15 protein-coding genes are annotated in these 16,347 nt (G+C 67.1%); 6 read left to right on the top strand and 9 right to left on the bottom strand.

What is annotated here, in order from left to right; translation table 11 throughout:
• Positions 1–16: 16 nt before the first annotated feature.
• The gene (locus tag BKA25_RS13320) at positions 17–1,405 is read right to left on the bottom strand and encodes an MFS transporter (protein WP_069849425.1); all 1,389 of its coding nucleotides are present in this window, start codon (positions 1,403–1,405) and stop codon (positions 17–19) included.
• A gap of 154 nt (positions 1,406–1,559) precedes the next feature.
• Complete coding sequence (locus tag BKA25_RS13315) at positions 1,560–2,357, bottom strand: glycerophosphodiester phosphodiesterase family protein (protein ID WP_069849426.1); 798 nt, start codon at positions 2,355–2,357, stop codon at positions 1,560–1,562.
• A gap of 67 nt (positions 2,358–2,424) precedes the next feature.
• Between BKA25_RS13315 and BKA25_RS13310 the strand changes: the two genes are divergently transcribed.
• The 3 genes from BKA25_RS13310 to BKA25_RS13300 all read left to right on the top strand — a co-directional run bounded on the left by BKA25_RS13310 (position 2,425) and on the right by BKA25_RS13300 (position 5,659).
• Entirely contained in the window at positions 2,425–2,784 is a 360-nt protein-coding gene (locus BKA25_RS13310; RefSeq protein ID WP_084643668.1) for a hypothetical protein, read from the top strand.
• 85 nt (positions 2,785–2,869) lie between these two features.
• Positions 2,870–4,858 carry a putative bifunctional diguanylate cyclase/phosphodiesterase gene (locus tag BKA25_RS13305; protein ID WP_236750836.1) on the top strand — a complete coding sequence of 663 codons (1,989 nt, stop codon included), beginning with the start codon at positions 2,870–2,872 and terminating at the stop codon, positions 4,856–4,858.
• A 69-nt stretch (positions 4,859–4,927) separates the two neighbouring features.
• Positions 4,928–5,659 carry a VOC family protein gene (locus tag BKA25_RS13300; protein ID WP_069849430.1) on the top strand — a complete coding sequence of 244 codons (732 nt, stop codon included), beginning with the start codon at positions 4,928–4,930 and terminating at the stop codon, positions 5,657–5,659.
• A 79-nt stretch (positions 5,660–5,738) separates the two neighbouring features.
• Here the strand turns inward: BKA25_RS13300 and BKA25_RS13295 are convergent, their stop codons facing one another.
• Positions 5,739–6,710 (bottom strand): tyrosine-type recombinase/integrase, encoded by a 972-nt coding sequence (locus BKA25_RS13295; RefSeq protein ID WP_069853682.1) that lies wholly within the window; start codon positions 6,708–6,710, stop codon positions 5,739–5,741.
• A 159-nt stretch (positions 6,711–6,869) separates the two neighbouring features.
• Here BKA25_RS13295 and BKA25_RS13290 point away from each other — a divergent pair, with 159 nt between their 5' ends.
• Complete coding sequence (locus tag BKA25_RS13290) at positions 6,870–7,079, top strand: hypothetical protein (protein WP_093941743.1); 210 nt, start codon at positions 6,870–6,872, stop codon at positions 7,077–7,079.
• A gap of 297 nt (positions 7,080–7,376) precedes the next feature.
• Here BKA25_RS13290 and BKA25_RS13285 read toward each other — a convergent pair whose 3' ends face one another.
• From BKA25_RS13285 to BKA25_RS13280, 3 genes are all read right to left on the bottom strand, one after another.
• The gene (locus BKA25_RS13285; RefSeq protein WP_069849434.1) at positions 7,377–7,901 is read right to left on the bottom strand and encodes a hypothetical protein; all 525 of its coding nucleotides are present in this window, start codon (positions 7,899–7,901) and stop codon (positions 7,377–7,379) included.
• 263 nt (positions 7,902–8,164) lie between these two features.
• Entirely contained in the window at positions 8,165–8,290 is a 126-nt protein-coding gene (locus BKA25_RS27845; RefSeq protein WP_257786109.1) for a hypothetical protein, read from the bottom strand.
• A gap of 1,053 nt (positions 8,291–9,343) precedes the next feature.
• Positions 9,344–10,294, bottom strand: a complete 951-nt coding sequence (locus tag BKA25_RS13280; RefSeq protein ID WP_236750839.1) for an NAD(P)-dependent oxidoreductase — start codon at positions 10,292–10,294, stop codon at positions 9,344–9,346.
• Positions 10,295–10,712: 418 nt separating this feature from the next.
• Here BKA25_RS13280 and BKA25_RS13275 point away from each other — a divergent pair, with 418 nt between their 5' ends.
• Positions 10,713–11,402, top strand: coding sequence for a TetR/AcrR family transcriptional regulator (locus BKA25_RS13275; protein WP_172803788.1), 690 nt, complete (start codon positions 10,713–10,715; stop codon positions 11,400–11,402).
• A 211-nt stretch (positions 11,403–11,613) separates the two neighbouring features.
• The gene (locus BKA25_RS13270) at positions 11,614–12,171 is read left to right on the top strand and encodes a GNAT family N-acetyltransferase (protein WP_069853684.1); all 558 of its coding nucleotides are present in this window, start codon (positions 11,614–11,616) and stop codon (positions 12,169–12,171) included.
• Between the two features lie 60 nt (positions 12,172–12,231).
• Here BKA25_RS13270 and BKA25_RS13265 read toward each other — a convergent pair whose 3' ends face one another.
• Genes BKA25_RS13265 through BKA25_RS13255 form a run of 3 tightly spaced genes read right to left on the bottom strand, consistent with a single transcriptional unit; the run spans position 12,232 to position 16,261 of the window.
• Positions 12,232–12,672: a RidA family protein gene (locus BKA25_RS13265; RefSeq protein WP_236750841.1), complete on the bottom strand. Its 441-nt coding sequence runs from the start codon at positions 12,670–12,672 to the stop codon at positions 12,232–12,234.
• Entirely contained in the window at positions 12,669–14,498 is a 1,830-nt protein-coding gene (locus BKA25_RS13260; protein WP_069849438.1) for an ABC transporter ATP-binding protein, read from the bottom strand. The genes BKA25_RS13265 and BKA25_RS13260 overlap by 4 nt, the downstream gene beginning before the upstream one ends.
• Entirely contained in the window at positions 14,495–16,261 is a 1,767-nt protein-coding gene (locus BKA25_RS13255) for an ABC transporter ATP-binding protein (protein WP_069849440.1), read from the bottom strand. The genes BKA25_RS13260 and BKA25_RS13255 overlap by 4 nt, the downstream gene beginning before the upstream one ends.
• Between the last annotated feature and the right edge of the window lie 86 nt (positions 16,262–16,347).

Genomic DNA, 16,347 nt, shown 5'->3' with positions numbered 1-16,347 from the left:
CGCCCGGCCGCCGAGATCACACCACCTTCGGGGGGCGATTCCCCGCAGCCTCGATAGCCCGACGCACCGGGACGAAGGACACCGCGATCAGCCCGACCACGAAGAACACCACCAGCGACACGATCGCCAACCGATAGGAACCCGTCATCTGCCCGGCCACCGCGAAGACCATCGGCCCCAGCCACGACGTCGCCCGCTCACCGACCTCGTACACCGAGAAGTACTCGGCCTCGCGACCCGGCGGCACCAGTTGGGAGAACAACGACCGCGACAGGGCGTTGGTCCCGCCGAGAACCAGGCCGATGCCCACCGCCAGTCCGTAGAACTGGAACTCCTGGCCCGCCTCGACGAAGAACGCCGCGCCCACGACCACCACCCATAACACCAGGCTGACCATGATCGTCCGCTTCGCGCCGAACCGCCGCGCCGCTCGGCCGTGCACCACCGCGCCCACGAAGGCGATGAACTGCACGATCAGAATCGTGGTGATCAACACCGTCCGGTCCAGACCCAGCTCGCGCTCGCCGTACTGCCCGGCGACGTTGGTCACCGTCACGATCCCGTCGTTGTAGATCAGGTACGCGGCCAGGAACCCCAGCGTCAGGGGATAGGACTTCGCCTCCCGCAGTGTCTGCCCCAACTGTCGGAAACCCGCCCGGAACACCGCCACACCCCGCTCGGTGCCCTGCGGTGCCTGGTGACCTCGCAGCCGAGCCAACGGGATCAACGTGAACACCGCCCACCACAGACCCGCGGTGAAGAAACACCACCGAACCGCTTCGGACTCTGTCAGGCCCAACGCCTCGTGGTTGAGATACAGCGCCAGATGCAACGCCAGGGCCAGACCACCACCCAGATAACCGAACGCCCAACCGCGCGAGGACACCCCGTCCCGCTCGTCGGCGTCGGCGATCTCCGGGAGGAACGAGTAGTAGACGACGACCGACCCGCCGAAACAGATATTGGCCAGGATGAACAGCCCGACGCCGAGTTCCCAGTTCGTCCCCGCCAACAACGCCAACGCAGAGGTCGCCGCCGAACCGACGAACGCGAAACCCGCCAGCATCACACGCTTGTTCTGCGTCCGGTCGGCGATCGCACCCGTGATCGGCAGCACCAACACCTGCACCACGGTCGCCACGGACAGCAGATAACCCCACAGCGAACCCGCCGGGAACGACAACCCCCACAGACTGATGTCGCAGTCCACCAAGGCGGACCCGTCCGCGCACGACTGTCCGTCCGCGCGTGCCGCCGACTCCGCGACCTCCGTCAGATACAGCGACAGGAACACGGTGATGACCGAGGTCGGAAACACCGAGTTCGCCCAGTCGTACCACACCCAGCCGCGCTGTTCGCGGCGTTTCTCCTCGCTGGTCGCAGCGCCTGACACGTTGGAAACCATGGCCCCAGTTCCTCTCGCCCGGGCGAGGCTGATTGGCCCAGGTGGCGGGACTGTACTCGGCTGATCCACTGCCGGACCCGGGAACGATGCAGCCGACATCCACTCGCGTCGAACACATGTCCTCAGCGTTGCCGGCCGTTCACCTTGGGACCCCTCAAGCCCCGTCGGGCCAGACCCCGCGCGCCCGCAACTCGGCCCGCAGCAGATCCGGTCGATCGGTGACCAACCCGTCGACACCCAGATCCAGCAGCGTGCGCATCCGGTCCCGCTCGTCCACGGTCCACACGTGCACCTCGATCCCTCGACGATGTGCCGCCCGCACCAGGGCCCGGTCGACCACCGTCAGCGAACCGCGATGCTGCGGCAGCTGGGCCAGCCGCCCGGCGACCGGGAGCAGGTCACCGAGACGACCCACCCGGGCCCCCGCCCACAGCAGTCGTGCGGAGTGCTCGGCCACCGAGGTCATCAGGCGGGGGCCACAGGTTCGCCGCAGCGTCTGTAGGCGTTTCTCGTCGAACGAGGCCAGGCACACCCGGTCCCACACCGACATCCGTTCCAAGACCCGGATCACCGGCGCGATGGCATCCGAGGACTTCACGTCGATGTTGAACCGCGCGGCCGGGGACGCCTCCAACACGTCCTCCAGGCGCGACACCGGCTCCCGGCCGCCGATCCGGGCCCGCCGTACCGTCGACCACGGCAACCGGGCCACCGGCCCGAGAGCATCGGTGGTGCGGTCCAGCGTCTCGTCGTGGTGGACGACCACCACACCGTCGGCGGTGGCCCGCACATCGGTCTCCAGGTATCGGAAACCCTCGGCCCAGGCTCGGGTGAAGGCTGCGCCGGAGTTCTCCAGGCCCGCCAATTCATCCAGATGCCACCCGCGGTGGGCGAACGCTCGCGGATACGGCCCGTCGAGATAGGGATGCGGGCGAGGTACTTGTCGAGGCACCGGCCCAGTGTGCAAGTGCGGCGTGGCATCGCTGCACCCGGTGTACGGGCCGCTAGCGTGTGTCGCCGTGGAGCATCTTGCAGACTCCCTGCCCCCGATCGTTCGTCGCGAACCCCGGCACTGCACGTGGTGTGGCGCTCGTCTCTCCGCCTCGGGCCGGACCGGCCGACCCCGCCGATATTGCGGACAGGCATGTAGACAACGTGCCTATGAACGTCGCAGCATGGTGCAGCGCGGCGGGCTGCCCGAGGACGCGGTCGTGTTGTCCGCCACGGAGATCACCGATCTGCAAGATCGTTTGTTCCAACTTCGTTGCGCTGCGGAGGATGTCCTCACCGGTATCGAGGACGACCTCGGTACCGAGGAGATGCACCGGCTGGCCACCGGGCTCGTCGACACGGCCCGCCGGTTGGAACGGCTGCGCTGACGATTGAGGGACAGACGGCGGCTTGCCCACGGCACCATTCGAACGCCACGATTGCTCCAGCAGGGTGGGCACCAGGGAGGAACGGGTGACGGACGACGAGGCCGTGCAGCACGCTGTGTTGCAGAACGCGGACGTCGGATTCGGTGTGGCGGACGCCCGAGGGCGCCTGGAGTGGCTGAACGCCGCGCTCGCCCGTCTCCTCGGTGTCACCGAAGAACAGGGCATCGGTGTTTCGTTGCCCGCGTTGCTTCCCGGTATCGCCGAGACCGCCGATGGCCTGCCGTGGTTGAGCAGGCTCGCGGGGGAGAACACGCCACCACGATGGATCGAGGTCGTCTGTCTGGGGATGCCGGGCGGCGATCGGTTGCTGTATCGGGCGATGGACGTCACGCGGTGGCGCGAACAGGAACTGATCAGGACCGACGAGTCCACCCGCCGTTCGCCGATCGTGGGGCAGGTCGGCAACTGGGAGTGGTTCGTCGGGGAGGACCGAGTCGTGTGGTCCGAGGGCATGCGAGAGATGTCCGGGCACCCCGCCGATGCCGAGCTTGACTACTCGGCGTTCCTGGGTCTGGTCCACCCGGAGGACCTGCCGCTGGTCAAGCACACGCTCAGCCGGGCACTGCGCACCGGTGAGCCGTTCACCTACATCCATCGGGCGCTCAACGCCGACCCCGACGCGCCCGATCGGATCTTCGAGTGCTTCGGCGAGGTCTTCCACGATCGGCAGGGTGTTCCGGTGCGGCTGGTCGGCAGTGCGCACGACATCACCCAGGCCCACCAGGTGCACGTCGAACTGCGCAAGATGGCGGAGGAGGACCCGCTCACCGGGTTGCCCAATCGTCGTTCGTTGACCAGGGAGCTGGAGAGCCAGCTCGCGGTGAGCACCACGGGTTCGCTGCTGTTGATCGACTTGGACAACTTCAAGGACGTCAACGACCTGCGTGGACACAAGATCGGCGACCAGGTCATGTGCACCCTCGCCGCGACACTGCGCGATCACATGGAGGGCCAGCAGTTCCTCGGCAGACTCGGCGGCGACGAGTTCGCCGTGATCATGCCCGAGGTCGATGCCGCGCAGGCCAGGGTTCTCGCGCAACGTCTGGCCGAGGCCATCGCCGAGGTGCCGATAGACGTCGCAGGCGCCACGATCAGGATCACCATCAGCACCGGCGTCGCGCCCTTCGGTTCGGGGCACGGCTGGGAGGCCGTCCTGGCCAATGCCGACCTCGCTCTCTACGCGTCGAAGGCGGCGGGCCGTAACCGGGTCACCGTCTACGATCCCGCGCACTATGCCGACACCGCGAAGCGCGTCGATGTGTTGGAACGGCTGCGGACGGCGTTGAGCAAGGGGCATCTGGCGTTGCACGCGATGCCCATGGTCAACATGCGCACCGGCCGGACCCTCGGTTACGAGCTGCTGCTGCGGTTGGAGGACCACGTCCTGCCCTACATCGGACCGGCGGATTTCCTGCCGGACGCCGAGCGCACGGACTTGGTGCTGGAGATCGATCGATGGGTGTTGGGGCAGGCCATCGACGCACTGGCCACGCACCGCGGACCCGGTCTGCGTTTGGACGTCAACGTCTCCGCCCGCACGCTCGACGACGAGGACTTCTGTGATTTCGTCCTCGACCGGTTGGCCGCAGCCGACATCGCGCAGGGCAGGTTTGGCATCGAGATCACCGAGACGGCGGCGATGACCAACCTCGACGCGGCCCGGGATCTGTCCCGGCGGCTGCGGGATGCGGGTTGCCGGATCACTCTGGACGACTTCGGTTCGGGGTTCGGATCGTTCGTGCATCTCAAGCATCTCCCGGTGACCGGGCTCAAGATCGACGGGGAGTTCGTTCGGGGCATCGATCAGGGTCGGACCGATGCCGTGCTGATCACCGGGATGATGGAGATCGCCAACGGGCTGGGGTTGTCCACTGTCGCCGAATGGGTGGAGCGGCCCTCGCAGGTCGAGGCGTTGATGAAGCTGGGCGTGGAGATCGCCCAGGGATTCCACCTGGGCAGGCCTGCCCCCCTGACGGACCTATTGGCGAGGCCGAACGGAGTATTGCCCCACTAAGCAAACATGAATGAACTTCGCCTCTGTCAGAATCTACCGGTCCGTCGCTGGTAGGCGACCGTGCCCGACATGCCGCAGGAGAACGTCCGCGTGAATCCCACCGCCGTACGGGGTGTTCGTCGCCTCGAACTGCTCACCCCCGATCCCGCGAGATCCGTGGAGTTCCACGCCGACCTGCACGGTTGGGTCGTGCTCGCCCAAGCCAACGACCGCTTCAGCTGCTGGGTCGGCGAACGCCGCACCGCACACGTCCGCAGACCGAGACCGGGGGAGAGAGCAGGCTGGCATATCGTCTTCGGCGGCGGCCAACGCCGAGGACCGCGGACCCTTACCGACGACGGAAGCGGCCTGCACGCCATCCTGGACACCGGTCGCGTCACCCACGGACCGTGGGCGCCCGAGCCGCGAGAAGGCGAACCCTGCTGGGCCGAGCTGGTCACCGCCGACCCCGCCCGATCCGACGCCTACTGGGCCGCAAACGCGGGCTGGGACGCCGACCCCGGCGACGATCAGGCCAACGCCGTGTACCAGGTCGACGGCCGTGCCGTCGCGGGACGCCGCACCGCCGCTACCGATCACGCCGTCGGCTGGATCTGCTACCTCGCCAGCCCGGACATCGTGCAGTCGGTGCAACGCGCCGTCGAACTCGGCGGTCGCGTCCAGAGTGGACCCGGCTTCACCTCGGTGGGCCATACCGCCGTCGTGAGCTGCCCAGACGGCTTCTCCCACGCCATGGTGGAGAACCCCGGCATCTGGGCGGGTGCCCTGACCGGACAGCCCGCGATCCCGCCTGCGGGCTGAGCCGCCACGAGGCGCCCCCGGCCGGCAGTCTGCGGCGGAGGTCGCAACATCGCCGTACAGCTGGCCAGACGGACCGAGTTCAATCCTGTTCGGTCAGCCGCGCCAACGCCTGATACGTCCGGTTCACGGCCGCCGCAGACCGTTGCTCACGGCCGGTCGCCTCGATGTAGTTCTGGCTGGTCGCCAGACTCGCATGTCCCAACAACGCCATGATTTCGGAGGCGTTGGCCCCGTCCTCGGCCAGCCGGGTGGCGAAGGTGTGTCGCAGTGCGTGCAGACTCGCCCCCGCCGGCACTCGGTCGTGGACACCTGATGAGCGGTAACACGACTGCACCAGGTATTCGAGCGCACCACGACCGATCGCGTCGCCGCGCCGGTCCAGCAGCAAAGGCGCCGAGGTACCACGGGCTCGACGCGGAAACCGGGTACGACAGGAGACCAGATAGTTCTCCACGATCTTTTCCATCGGCGCCTCGATGGGAATCGACCGTTCACGGCTGCCCTTTCCCCGCACGTGAAGCCGCCGCTCTCCCGGTCTGCCGACCAACGATCCCAGGGTCAGCTCCCGCATCTCCGCCGACCGCAGACCGGTGATCAGGCCCAATGCCAGGACCAGCACGTCTCGCTCCGGCCAGGGATCACGGGCTCGACTCGCGCCTGCCGCGGTCGCCGTGAGCAGCTCCTCGGGAGTCTGCTCGCCCCGCAGCGGCTTGGGCGTCAGCGCCGGCGTCCGGGGCCGAGCCACCGCAGCCATCGGGTTGCCCGCCACCAACGCCTCGGCGACACAGAACGTCAGAAACTGATTCCAGGTCGACCAGGCCCGCAACACCGAACTCTTCGCGTGGGAATCCGCGAACGCGCCGAAGGCGGCCCGCAGCGAACCGGAGGTGACCTCGCCGAGTGCGATCTCGCCCGCCGCTCGCTGCAGCTCTCCCACCAGCAAAGACGTGATTCCAGCGAGGTCTCGTCGGTACGCCGCAGTCGTATGGGGGGAGTCTTTTCGGGATCGCCGAGCAAGGAAGAAGGCGTCCTGGGCTTCGAGCAACCGCATGCCGATCTTGTACACCGTCGACCACGCCTCGCGCACCTCCACCGACCCTCGACGCGCCCCCGCAGCGCACCCGAGACAGCGGAACAGGTGATCACCCGCTAGGCCGAACGGCGGTCGCGTATCCCGACCGACGGTATTCAGGCGCGTACCGTCGACCACATGCAGGCGAAAATGTGGATCACACCGGATAGCGAGTTCGGACTGGTGTCCCTCATGATCGAGGACACCGAGACCGGGGCCGTCGTCGGACACGTCCTGGGACCCAAGGAGTTCGACGCCCTGCAACAAGCGACGAGGGAGGCCGCCGACCGCGCGGAGTCCACCGACGACCACGTGCAGATCAACCTTGCCGAGATCCTCGATCACTGACCATCCCACCGAGCACCCGTCAGCCGTCTGACCACCGGTCTTCTCGGCGCGACGCTTCCTTGTAGACCGATCGCACGGGAAGGAGTCTGCGGGCGTCGCGGCGGTGGACGCGAGGCCGAGGGAGAGGCGATACGCCTGTCGCCTGCCCGGCAGCCGCGTAGCGCACGCGACGTCCGTGATCGATGTTCTCACGCGGGCGGTGACACCGGGACAACAACGACAGGTGCCACCGCCCGTAGCCGGGAGCACGGCTAACGAACAGGTCCTACGGGCACTCACACTGCGCATCGCTGTAGGTCAGCCGATGCTGAAGGTTCCCTCGTACCCAGCCGAGTCCACTCCCAGGAAGGTTGCGCAACGCACTCCGGGGTTGATGATCTCGACGTTGAACTGCGCTGTGAACCGCTCACCCTCGTAGCGTCCGGCGATGACGAAACCGGTCAACTCGACGTGAGCCAGGCTGGTCCCGGCCAAGACGAAGTCCACCGTGCTGGTCTCGACGGTGCCGTCGTCCAGTGTCCAGCTGATCTGGCCCCGGCCGGAGGTGCCTTCCGGGCTGCCCAGGCAGCTCAGGACGCCGTCGGCGATCCCTTGGAAGGAAGCGGCGGCGACCTCGCCGTCGGCGTCGATGCACGCTGCCTCATCGCCATCGAGCGTGAGTCTGCTCTGCCTCGGTACGAGCAGGACACTGGGCTGGAAACCGGCCTCCCCGCTCACACCGCACGTCACCGGGCCCTGCTGCGCGGATGCGGTCGGTACGGCGGTGACCATCGTCGTTGCCATGAACACCGTTGCGAGCAACTTCATGAGATGTCGGAACATCGTCGAGCAGATCCTTCCTGGTAGACGGCTGTGCCGCGTCTTACCTTCCTGCGAAAAATAAGGGTCGTTGATCTTCCGCACCGGGTGTGCCGCCGTTATTCACACCGTTGGGTAATGAGCGCCCGAAGAAACGGGGGAGCGCGGGCGACCTGATGTGCGGTCTATGCGAAAACTCCTCGGGTCGAGGGGGAGTGAGCCGCATTTCCGAGCATTGGAACGGCGGTGCCAACGGAATCCGAATCCCACGGCGCCGGAATGCCGCATCAGTAGGAGCCCGGGGCGACCGAAGCCCGGCGATCGGCGAGGGCGGAGTGCAGGTCGACGGCCTCGTCCTGCGGCATCGGGCTGGCACGCCTGCCTGACGCGGCAACGGCATCAACCATGATCATTCATGCATAATCAACATTATGCATGAAAAATATGGGTCGGGTTCCAGGTGTTGCCATTCTTCGGCGCGGGGAGATGCCGTAGAGAATTGCGGCCGCCGTTAGAGCCCGATCTCGATATGTCCTGCGAAAGCATGTGCGGTAAGGCGACGACGCGCGCATCGGATGGGGCCGGCCGGGCATCGGATCGAAAAGCCGGTGGCTGCCCAGGTGGCCATGGGCGACGCCCGCTGGCACGCGTCGCCGACTCGAAACTGACGGGATTGCCGTCCCTGATATGTCACCGTGACGAATCTGCGGCGACTGCGGGTATCTGCTGGCGACGCCAGCTGGGCCGTCGAATCGCTCGCAATGGCCCACGTCCAGCGACGCGTTGCTCGTTGCCGCACCTGGGCGCCGACGAGGCCTCGCCCTCGCCGGTCTGCTCGTCCCGGCGACCGAAATCGAGTAGGCACCGCTCGCGCGTGGAAAACGCGGCTACCGCGATGACGACCGAGAAATCCACCCCGATCCCTTTGCTGACCTGCGGATAACCAATTGGCCGATAATGTACATTATGTTAAGTAGTGAGTTCGTGGGGCTCCTCCGGAAGTGGCTCAGCCACGCCTGTTGCAGGCATCGACCGGCGTGTCCCATGCTTCCTGCCCCGGTCGCCGAGCACGCCCAGTCCGCTGACTATCGAACTGGGCGACACGATCGGCGCCCGCGAGGCAGTGCAAGCGCTCCTCCGCTGAGCACCAGTGCCGTCGACGAGTACCTCGACGCGGTGTGCCGATTCCTGCTGGTGTGTTTCCCTGCGGGCGGCGGCGTTCACGGGTGGGTGCGATTTCGTGGACGCCGCCGCTTTCCACGGCGGGGCTCTCGACTGTTTCCTAGCCGCCGGTACACGATCCTCGCCCCGGCCGTCGATCGCATTTTGCCCAGCTGGTGAACGGAACGGGCCAGCCCGTCGTTCCGAGGCGACGACGGGCTACGGCGCGGCGCCGCCCGCAGGCGCCACCGCGAAGCCTTCGCGCGTGATCGCGACCAGGAATGGGTCGATGATCTCGTTAGCGCCTACGGCCGCCTTGCGCGAGTGATCTTGTCGGCACCGGGAGACTTCGCCGGCTGTCGGCGTTCTTCGCGCCGGATCAGTTCGATCACGCTGGCGACGTCGCCGTTGCCGTATCCGGCCGCGACCTGATGCCGCATGAGTTCGAAGAGCGGCCGGAGTAATCCGACGTCCACGCCCTGGTCCTCCCCTGCTTGCACGAGATTGGCGAAACCTGCGGACTGCATGGCCAGGTTGGACACGACGCCGGTTTCGTAGTCGCCGGTGTCGATCTGCTGGGCGTAGTGCGCGACGCTGTGTGCCATTCCGGTGAGCCAATTGGTCAGCATCGGTGCCAGGTCGCCTGCCGGGATGCCCTCGGAGTCGATCAAGGCGAAGGCCTGCAGGATCCCCGCGAACATGCCGTACATGCCGGTGAGCAGGGCAAGGTCGTGTAACGACGCCAAGCCGTGATCGGTGCCGACGTGGTTGGCCGCGCCCAGCACCTCCAACGTGGACCGGTGGGCTTCGAATGTGCCCAGCGGGCCGCTGTAGAGGATGAAGCTGTCCGGGGTGGCGATCCCGGGCGGGATCGCCATGATGCCGCCGTCGAGGTAGTCGATCCTGTGGTCTGCTGCCCAGGAGGCGGTTTCGCGGGCTTGTTTGGGGGTGCCGTTGGTGAGGTTGACCAGGGCGCGCCCGGCGAGGGCGTCGGTCGCCGGAGCCAGGGTCTCGTGGAAGGCGTCGTAGTCCAGCACGCACGCGATCACGAGTGGGCTGGCGGCGATGGCCTCGGTAACGGTCTCGGCGTGATGGGCGCCCCTGGCCGCCAGTGCGGTGGCTCTCGCGGCGGTTCGGTTCCACACGGTGGTCGAGTGTCCGGCGTCGAGGAAGGCGTTGGCGAGGGCGGTGCCCATCGCCCCGAGCCCGATGATGGTCACCGGGGTGGCGGTTGAGGGGGTAGTCGATTCAGGCACGGTTGCTCCGGGTTCTGGGTGCTTCGGCGAATTGGTGTGCGCTTCGTGGTGTTCACGTTTCGCCTATCCAGACTGGGCCCGAGAGTGGATCTCTTCAAGTACGCACTTATTAGTCGGGTACTCACGAAAAAGTAGGTGGCAGCAAGGAGATCGTTCCGTTTGCCATTCGTGACAGCACTCCATCGGGCCATGCCTGCGGATGCGGGATTCGGGTGTCGGTGGTCTTCTTTCCCCGTGGTCTTCCTCTTTCGTTCTTCGGTAGCGCACGGCGCGGTGCCCGCTGGTGCCCCCATCGGTCGCCCCGCCGGTTGGTTGATCTTCGCTGGTGGTGGCACTCCCCTGGCTGTTCCGGAACGCCCGTTCCGGTTTGGTGTGGCTGTTCCGGAACGCATGTTCCGGAATGTGTAGGGTGCCTTGGGTGTCCGAGACTCCGCGTCGCCAGCGGTGGGATGCCGCGCGAAACCGTGCCCGACTCCTTGCGGTGGCGCGGGAGGTGTTCGCGGCCAAGGGTTTGAGCGCCGATGTTCGGGAGGTGGCTCGGCGTGCCGATGTCGGCATTGCGACCCTGTATCGGCACTTCCCCACCAAAGACGATCTTGTCTTGGCGACGGTCGAGAAAGATCTCGCCGAGTGGGCCGAGGCCATTGAGATCGCGACGGCCACCGAGGATGCGTGGTTCGGTCTCACGCTGCTCATCGAGCAGACTTTGGCGGTGATGGCCAGGCATCGGGCGGTTCTGGAGGGTCTGTCCTATCCCGCTACGGCGCCTGCGGGTTTCGCGCATCGTCTGGAAACCTTGCATCGGATGCTCGACGGACTGGTCGATCGGGCGCATCGGCAGGGCACGCTTCGGCTGGACGTGTCCTCGGTCGATGTCGGGTTGTTGATCTTCGCGTTGGGGCGGATCGTGCAGCTCACGGTGGCGGGCACCGATGGTCGGGTTCCGGGCTCCGCTGATGATGCCGCGTTGCCCTCTGTGGAGGGCGCTCGATCGGTCGGTGCTGGGTCGAAGGCGGGTATCGGTCGGACCGATGCGGCGAATGCGGTGTGGCGAAGACACACCGGCCTGGTGCTCGATGGTTTGCATACCCACGCGGTTCGGGCGTGAGGTTCGCAGGTTCGCGTCCTTGGCATCGAGATGGCGGTGGCGCCGCATTCGCCGATGCAGGAGTGGGTTTCAGTCGACGTCGTGTCGCCTGAAATCGCGTTGTTCGCGGCGAGGTGGCTCATTAGTGTCGGCTGTGACGTTCGATGCACGATGTCGGCGGCCACTCTCGGGTTTGTCCGGTGCCGTGGTCCGCGCCGGTGGAGGAGCAGCGATGCCTGAGCAGCGCCAACGACCGAGGGTCCATGCGACGAGTGACCGGTTGATCCTCCGGGACTTCCTCGCGTCCGATGCTGCTGCGGTGCACGCCTTCGCTAGTGATCCGTTGGTCACGCAGTTCACCGACTGGGGCCCGAACACGGTTGCGGATACGCGCGAATTCATGGCGGGTGTGGTAGCGCAGGCGGCGAATGAGCCGCGTGTCGAATTCAGCCTTGCCGCTGTGCATGCGGGGACGGATCGACTTATCGGGTCGGTGTCGATCGGAATCACCTGTGTGGAACGACGGCATGGCGCGCTCGGCTTTGTGTTCCACCGGGATTTCTGGTCGCAGGGCTATGCCACCGAGGCGACGGCGCTGCTGCTGCAATTCGGGTTCGGGTCCTTGCGGTTGCAGCGGGTCTCGGCGACCTGCCATCCAGGCAACGTTGCCTCGGCTCGGGTGTTGGAGAAATCCGGTATGCGGTTCACGGAGCGGCTGACCTCGCACTTGTTCGTGCGCGGCGCTTGGCGTGATTCCTTGGTGTTCGCTGCGGTGCGGCAGGACGGCTAGCGCGGGTCGGGAGTGGGCCCGAGGTGTCTCCGCAGGGCCCACTCCCCTACTCGGGCGGCCTCAGCTGCGCACTGCGGTCGCTTCGACCTCGAAGAGCATGCCTGGCATGGCTAGCTTGGCGACGCCGACGAGCGTGTGCGCCGGTGGGCGATCGCCCCAGATGCGGGTGAGTACCGGGAGGAGTGCGTTGAAGCGTTCGGCGTCGTGGTCCACGATGTTGCTGCCGAGGCGGACGACATCGCCGAAACCGAGCCCGACTGCGGCCAGTGCGGTGCCCAGATTCGCGAATGCCTTCTCGACCTGGGTGGCGAAGTCGGTGGAGACGACGTCGCCGTGCACGTCGGATGCGTATTGGCCGGAGATGAAGACCAGCCCGCTCGTCGGTGCCTCGACGACATGGCTGTAGCCGAATGCGGTGGGGTCGTGCAGTTCCGTTGGATTGGTGATGACGTGCGGCATGGAGAGCCTCCGGTCCGGGAATGTGCTTGCGTGCTGCGTCATCCTGAAAGCTCGTGTCGAGTGGAGGTCAAGATCGGTGCCGAGGAAATCTCGGTGGTCCCGGCCACACCGTGCCAGGAGCGCCATAGCGCGGCGTAGGCGCCATCGGCGGCCAGCAGCGTGTCGTGGTCGCCGAGTTCGGTGATCGACCCCGCCTCGAGCACGGCGACGCGGTCGGCGTCGTGTGCGGTGTGCAGGCGGTGGGCGATGGCGATGACGGTACGTCCTTCCAGTACTGCGGCCAGTGCTCGTTCGGCGTGGCGGGCCGTGGTGGGGTCCAGCATGGCGGTGGCCTCGTCGAGGATGACGGTGTTCGGGTCGGCCAGGATCACTCTGGCCAGCGCGATCTGTTGGGATTGGGCTGCATCGAGGCGCAGCGCCGTGGTGTTGACCTCGGTGTCCAAACCTGCGGGTAGTTCGGTGGCCCAGTGGGCATCGATTGCGTGTAGGGCGGCGTAGAGCGTGTCGTCGTCGGCGTGGGGTGCGGCGATCGCGAGGTTGTCGCGCAGTGTGCCGAGGAAGACGTGGTGTTCTTGGGTCACCAGTAGTACGCGGCGGCGACGTTCATCCGGTGTCAGTTCCGCGATGGGAACGCCGCCGACGGTGATGCTTCCCGCGCGTGGTGCGTCGATTCCGGCCAGCAGTCTGCCGAGAGTGGATTTCCCGGCGCCGGAGGGGCCGACGAGTGCCAGGCGCTCCCCCGGCCGCACCGTGAGGTCGACGTCGTGCAGGACGTCGTGGTCGTCGCGGTAGGCGTGTCGGACGGCGACGACGTCGATGCTGTCGTCGGTGGGGGCTGCGGTTCGGTGTGGTCGTGGGGATTCGGTGACGGCACCGACGCCCTCGATGCGGGCGAGGGCTGCGGTGCTTCGCTGGAGGAATTCCATGTGTTCGAGGAGTTCGTCCAGCGGGTCGCTGAGTTGGAGCACGTAGAGGCTGGCGGCGATCACCGTGCCGAGGCCGATGGCGCCCTCGACGTGGCGGAGACCGCCGATGAGCAGAACGACGGCCAGTGGGATCCCGTAGGAGAAATCCATGACGGGGAACAGCACGCTGCGCAGGAACAGGGTGCGTTTCCTGGCGTTGTAGACGGTGGCCACCTGTCGGTTGCCCTCGTCGATCCGCTGGTTCTGAAGCCGGAAGGATTCCACCGTTGCCGCGCCGTCCGCGGTGGCGGCGAGCGCTTCGGCCATCGTCGAGTTCGCAGCGCCCTCGGCGAGATAGGCGGTGCGTGCCCGACGGAGGTACCAGCGCATGATCAGCAGCAACGCGGGCGTGGCGGCGAAGACGCAGAGGCCGAGTAGCGGGTCGAGCAGAGCGATCGCGGCGAGGACGAAGAGGATCTGCGCGACGGCCAGCACCACGCCGGGACCGACGTCGCGCAATGTTGCGCCGACGGTGTCGACGTCGGCGGAGCTGCGGGTCAGCAGATCACCGGGGCCTGCTTTCTCGACGACGTCGGTCGGTAGTGCGAGGGTGCGTTGGACGAACTGTTCGCGCAGGCGGGCCAGTATGCGTTCGCCGAAGCGGTGTGCGGCGTAGCGGGCGAATCGGTTGAGGAGGAACTGGGCGATCGCGAAGCCGAGCAGTGCCACGCCGAGTAGGTCCAGCGTTGTGGTGTCGGTGCCCGCTTCGATGCGGTCCACGATCGCGCCGACCAGTCTCGGAGTGGCGAGACCTGCTGCGGCGGCGAGGCCGGTCAGGGTGATGACGACGGCCATGGCCCGTCGGTCGTGGGCGAGCAGATTCCAGATCGCTCGTCGGGTGGCGGGTGCGTCGGCGATGGGGAGCCGGGTCGGGTCGTCGGGGGTTCGGGGGCCGGTGGTCATCGGGCGGCACCCTCGGTGTGTGGTGTCTTCTCGGGGTGGGTGATGGTGATCGGTTGTTGGTCGTCGTCGCGTTGTACGAGTCTGCGGTAGTGGGCGTTGGTGGCGAGGAGGTCGCGGTGGTCGCCGGTGGCGTGGACGCGTCCTGCGTCGAGGAGGACGACCTGGTCGGCGTGGTCCAACATCAGGGGTGAGGTGGTGGCCACGAGCGTGGTCGAGCCGGTGCGGGCGGTGTGCAGGCGGCGGGCGATGGCGGCCTCGGTGTGTGCATCGACTGCGGAGGTGGGTTCGACGAGCAGCAGGACCTCGGGTTCGGCGAGGACGGCACGGGACAGGCGGAGGCGTTGTTGTTGGCCGCCGGACAGATCCCGGCCCTGGGTTTGCACGGTGGAGTCCAGTCCGTGCGGTAGTCCGAGCAGGATGTCGTCGGCTGCCGCGGTGTGCAGGGCGTCGGTGACGGTGTCGTCGTCGTGTTGCCGGCCTGCGGTGACGATGTCGCGCAGGGTTCCGGCGAAGAGGTAGGCGTCGTCGTCGGCGAGGAGGATGCGGCTGCGGGTCTCGGTCAGGGACATCCGGTTCAGGGGTGTGTCGCCCCAGGTGCTCTCGGAGTCGATGCGGCGGGCGAGGCGGTCCATGACGGGGAGGGCCTCGTCGCGGCGGGCGGTGACCAGGACCGTGAAGGAGCCCGGTGCGATGGTCACTCCTGATTCGGGGTCGTGAAGGACGGCGGGTTCGGTGGGGCCCGGTAGTGGGTCGGGGTGATCGTCGACCAGCGGGGTGAGGGCGAGGACAGCGGTGACTCGTCGGCAGGCGACCAGTCCGCTGGCGAGGTCGCCTGCGCCTTCGATGAGGAAGTAGACGGGGACGATGAGGGCGGCGACGTAGCCGTAGACGGCGATCATCTCGCCGACGGTGATCTCGCCTGCGATGACCATGCGTGCTGCCAACCAGGTCACCGCGATGAGGAACAACGACGGCAGCCCGGTGGAGAGCGCCTGGATCCAGCTGCTGACGGCGCTGACGTGCATGCCTTCGGCTTGGAGTGCTGCGGAGGCTGTGCGGTAGCGGTGGGCGAACTCGTCTTTGCCGCCGATTCCGCAGAGCACTCTGAGCCCGGCGACGATGTCGCCCGCTCGGTTGCTCAGCGCGCCCTGTTGTTCGCGGTAGCGAGTCTGGGTCGTCTGGAGTCTGTTCAGTAGTGGTCCGACGGCCAGACACAGCAGGGGTACGCCGAGCAGGACGACCACGGCGAGTAGCGGGGAGATGGACAGCAGGACGGCTGCGACGCCCAGGTAGGCGGCTACGGCGCCGAGGCCGGGGCCGAGGGCTGTCATGGCGTGGCCGATGTGGGTGAGGTCGGTGGCTCCGATGGTGACGACCTCGCCGGTGGTCACCTTGCGCGAGAGTGCGGCGCCGAGTCGGGTGGTGTGGCGGGTGACGAGTTGGACGGTGCGCAGGGAGACGTCCATGCGCAGCAGGGTCATGGTTCGGTGCCGCATCAGGCCGAGTAGGGCGTTGATCAGGGTGATCGCCAGGATCGAGGCGGTCCACCAGCTCAAGGCGGTGAGGTCACCGGCGCGCAGTCCGTCGTCGACGGCGCGGGAGAGCAGGTAGGCGGGCAGCATGAGGCACAACATCCACACGGTGCTCCAGAGCACGGCTGCCGTGGCTCGGCGGGGATGTGCGGTGATCAGCCACCACAGGTATCGGCCTGGTCCGCGAAGGTCGGGTTCCCCGGGGTCGGGGTACGGGGGGCGGCGACGCATGGCCTCGACCGTAGCGTGGTGCGACCGGCTGTTTCCTGCGTTTTTGTGCTTGTCGGTGTGCAGCTCTAGGCCATCGAGAGTGTGTG

It is taken from the genome of Actinoalloteichus hymeniacidonis, assembly GCF_014203365.1.
Classification (GTDB): domain Bacteria; phylum Actinomycetota; class Actinomycetes; order Mycobacteriales; family Pseudonocardiaceae; genus Actinoalloteichus_A; species Actinoalloteichus_A hymeniacidonis.
This window is presented reverse-complemented; position numbering and strand designations above follow the sequence as displayed.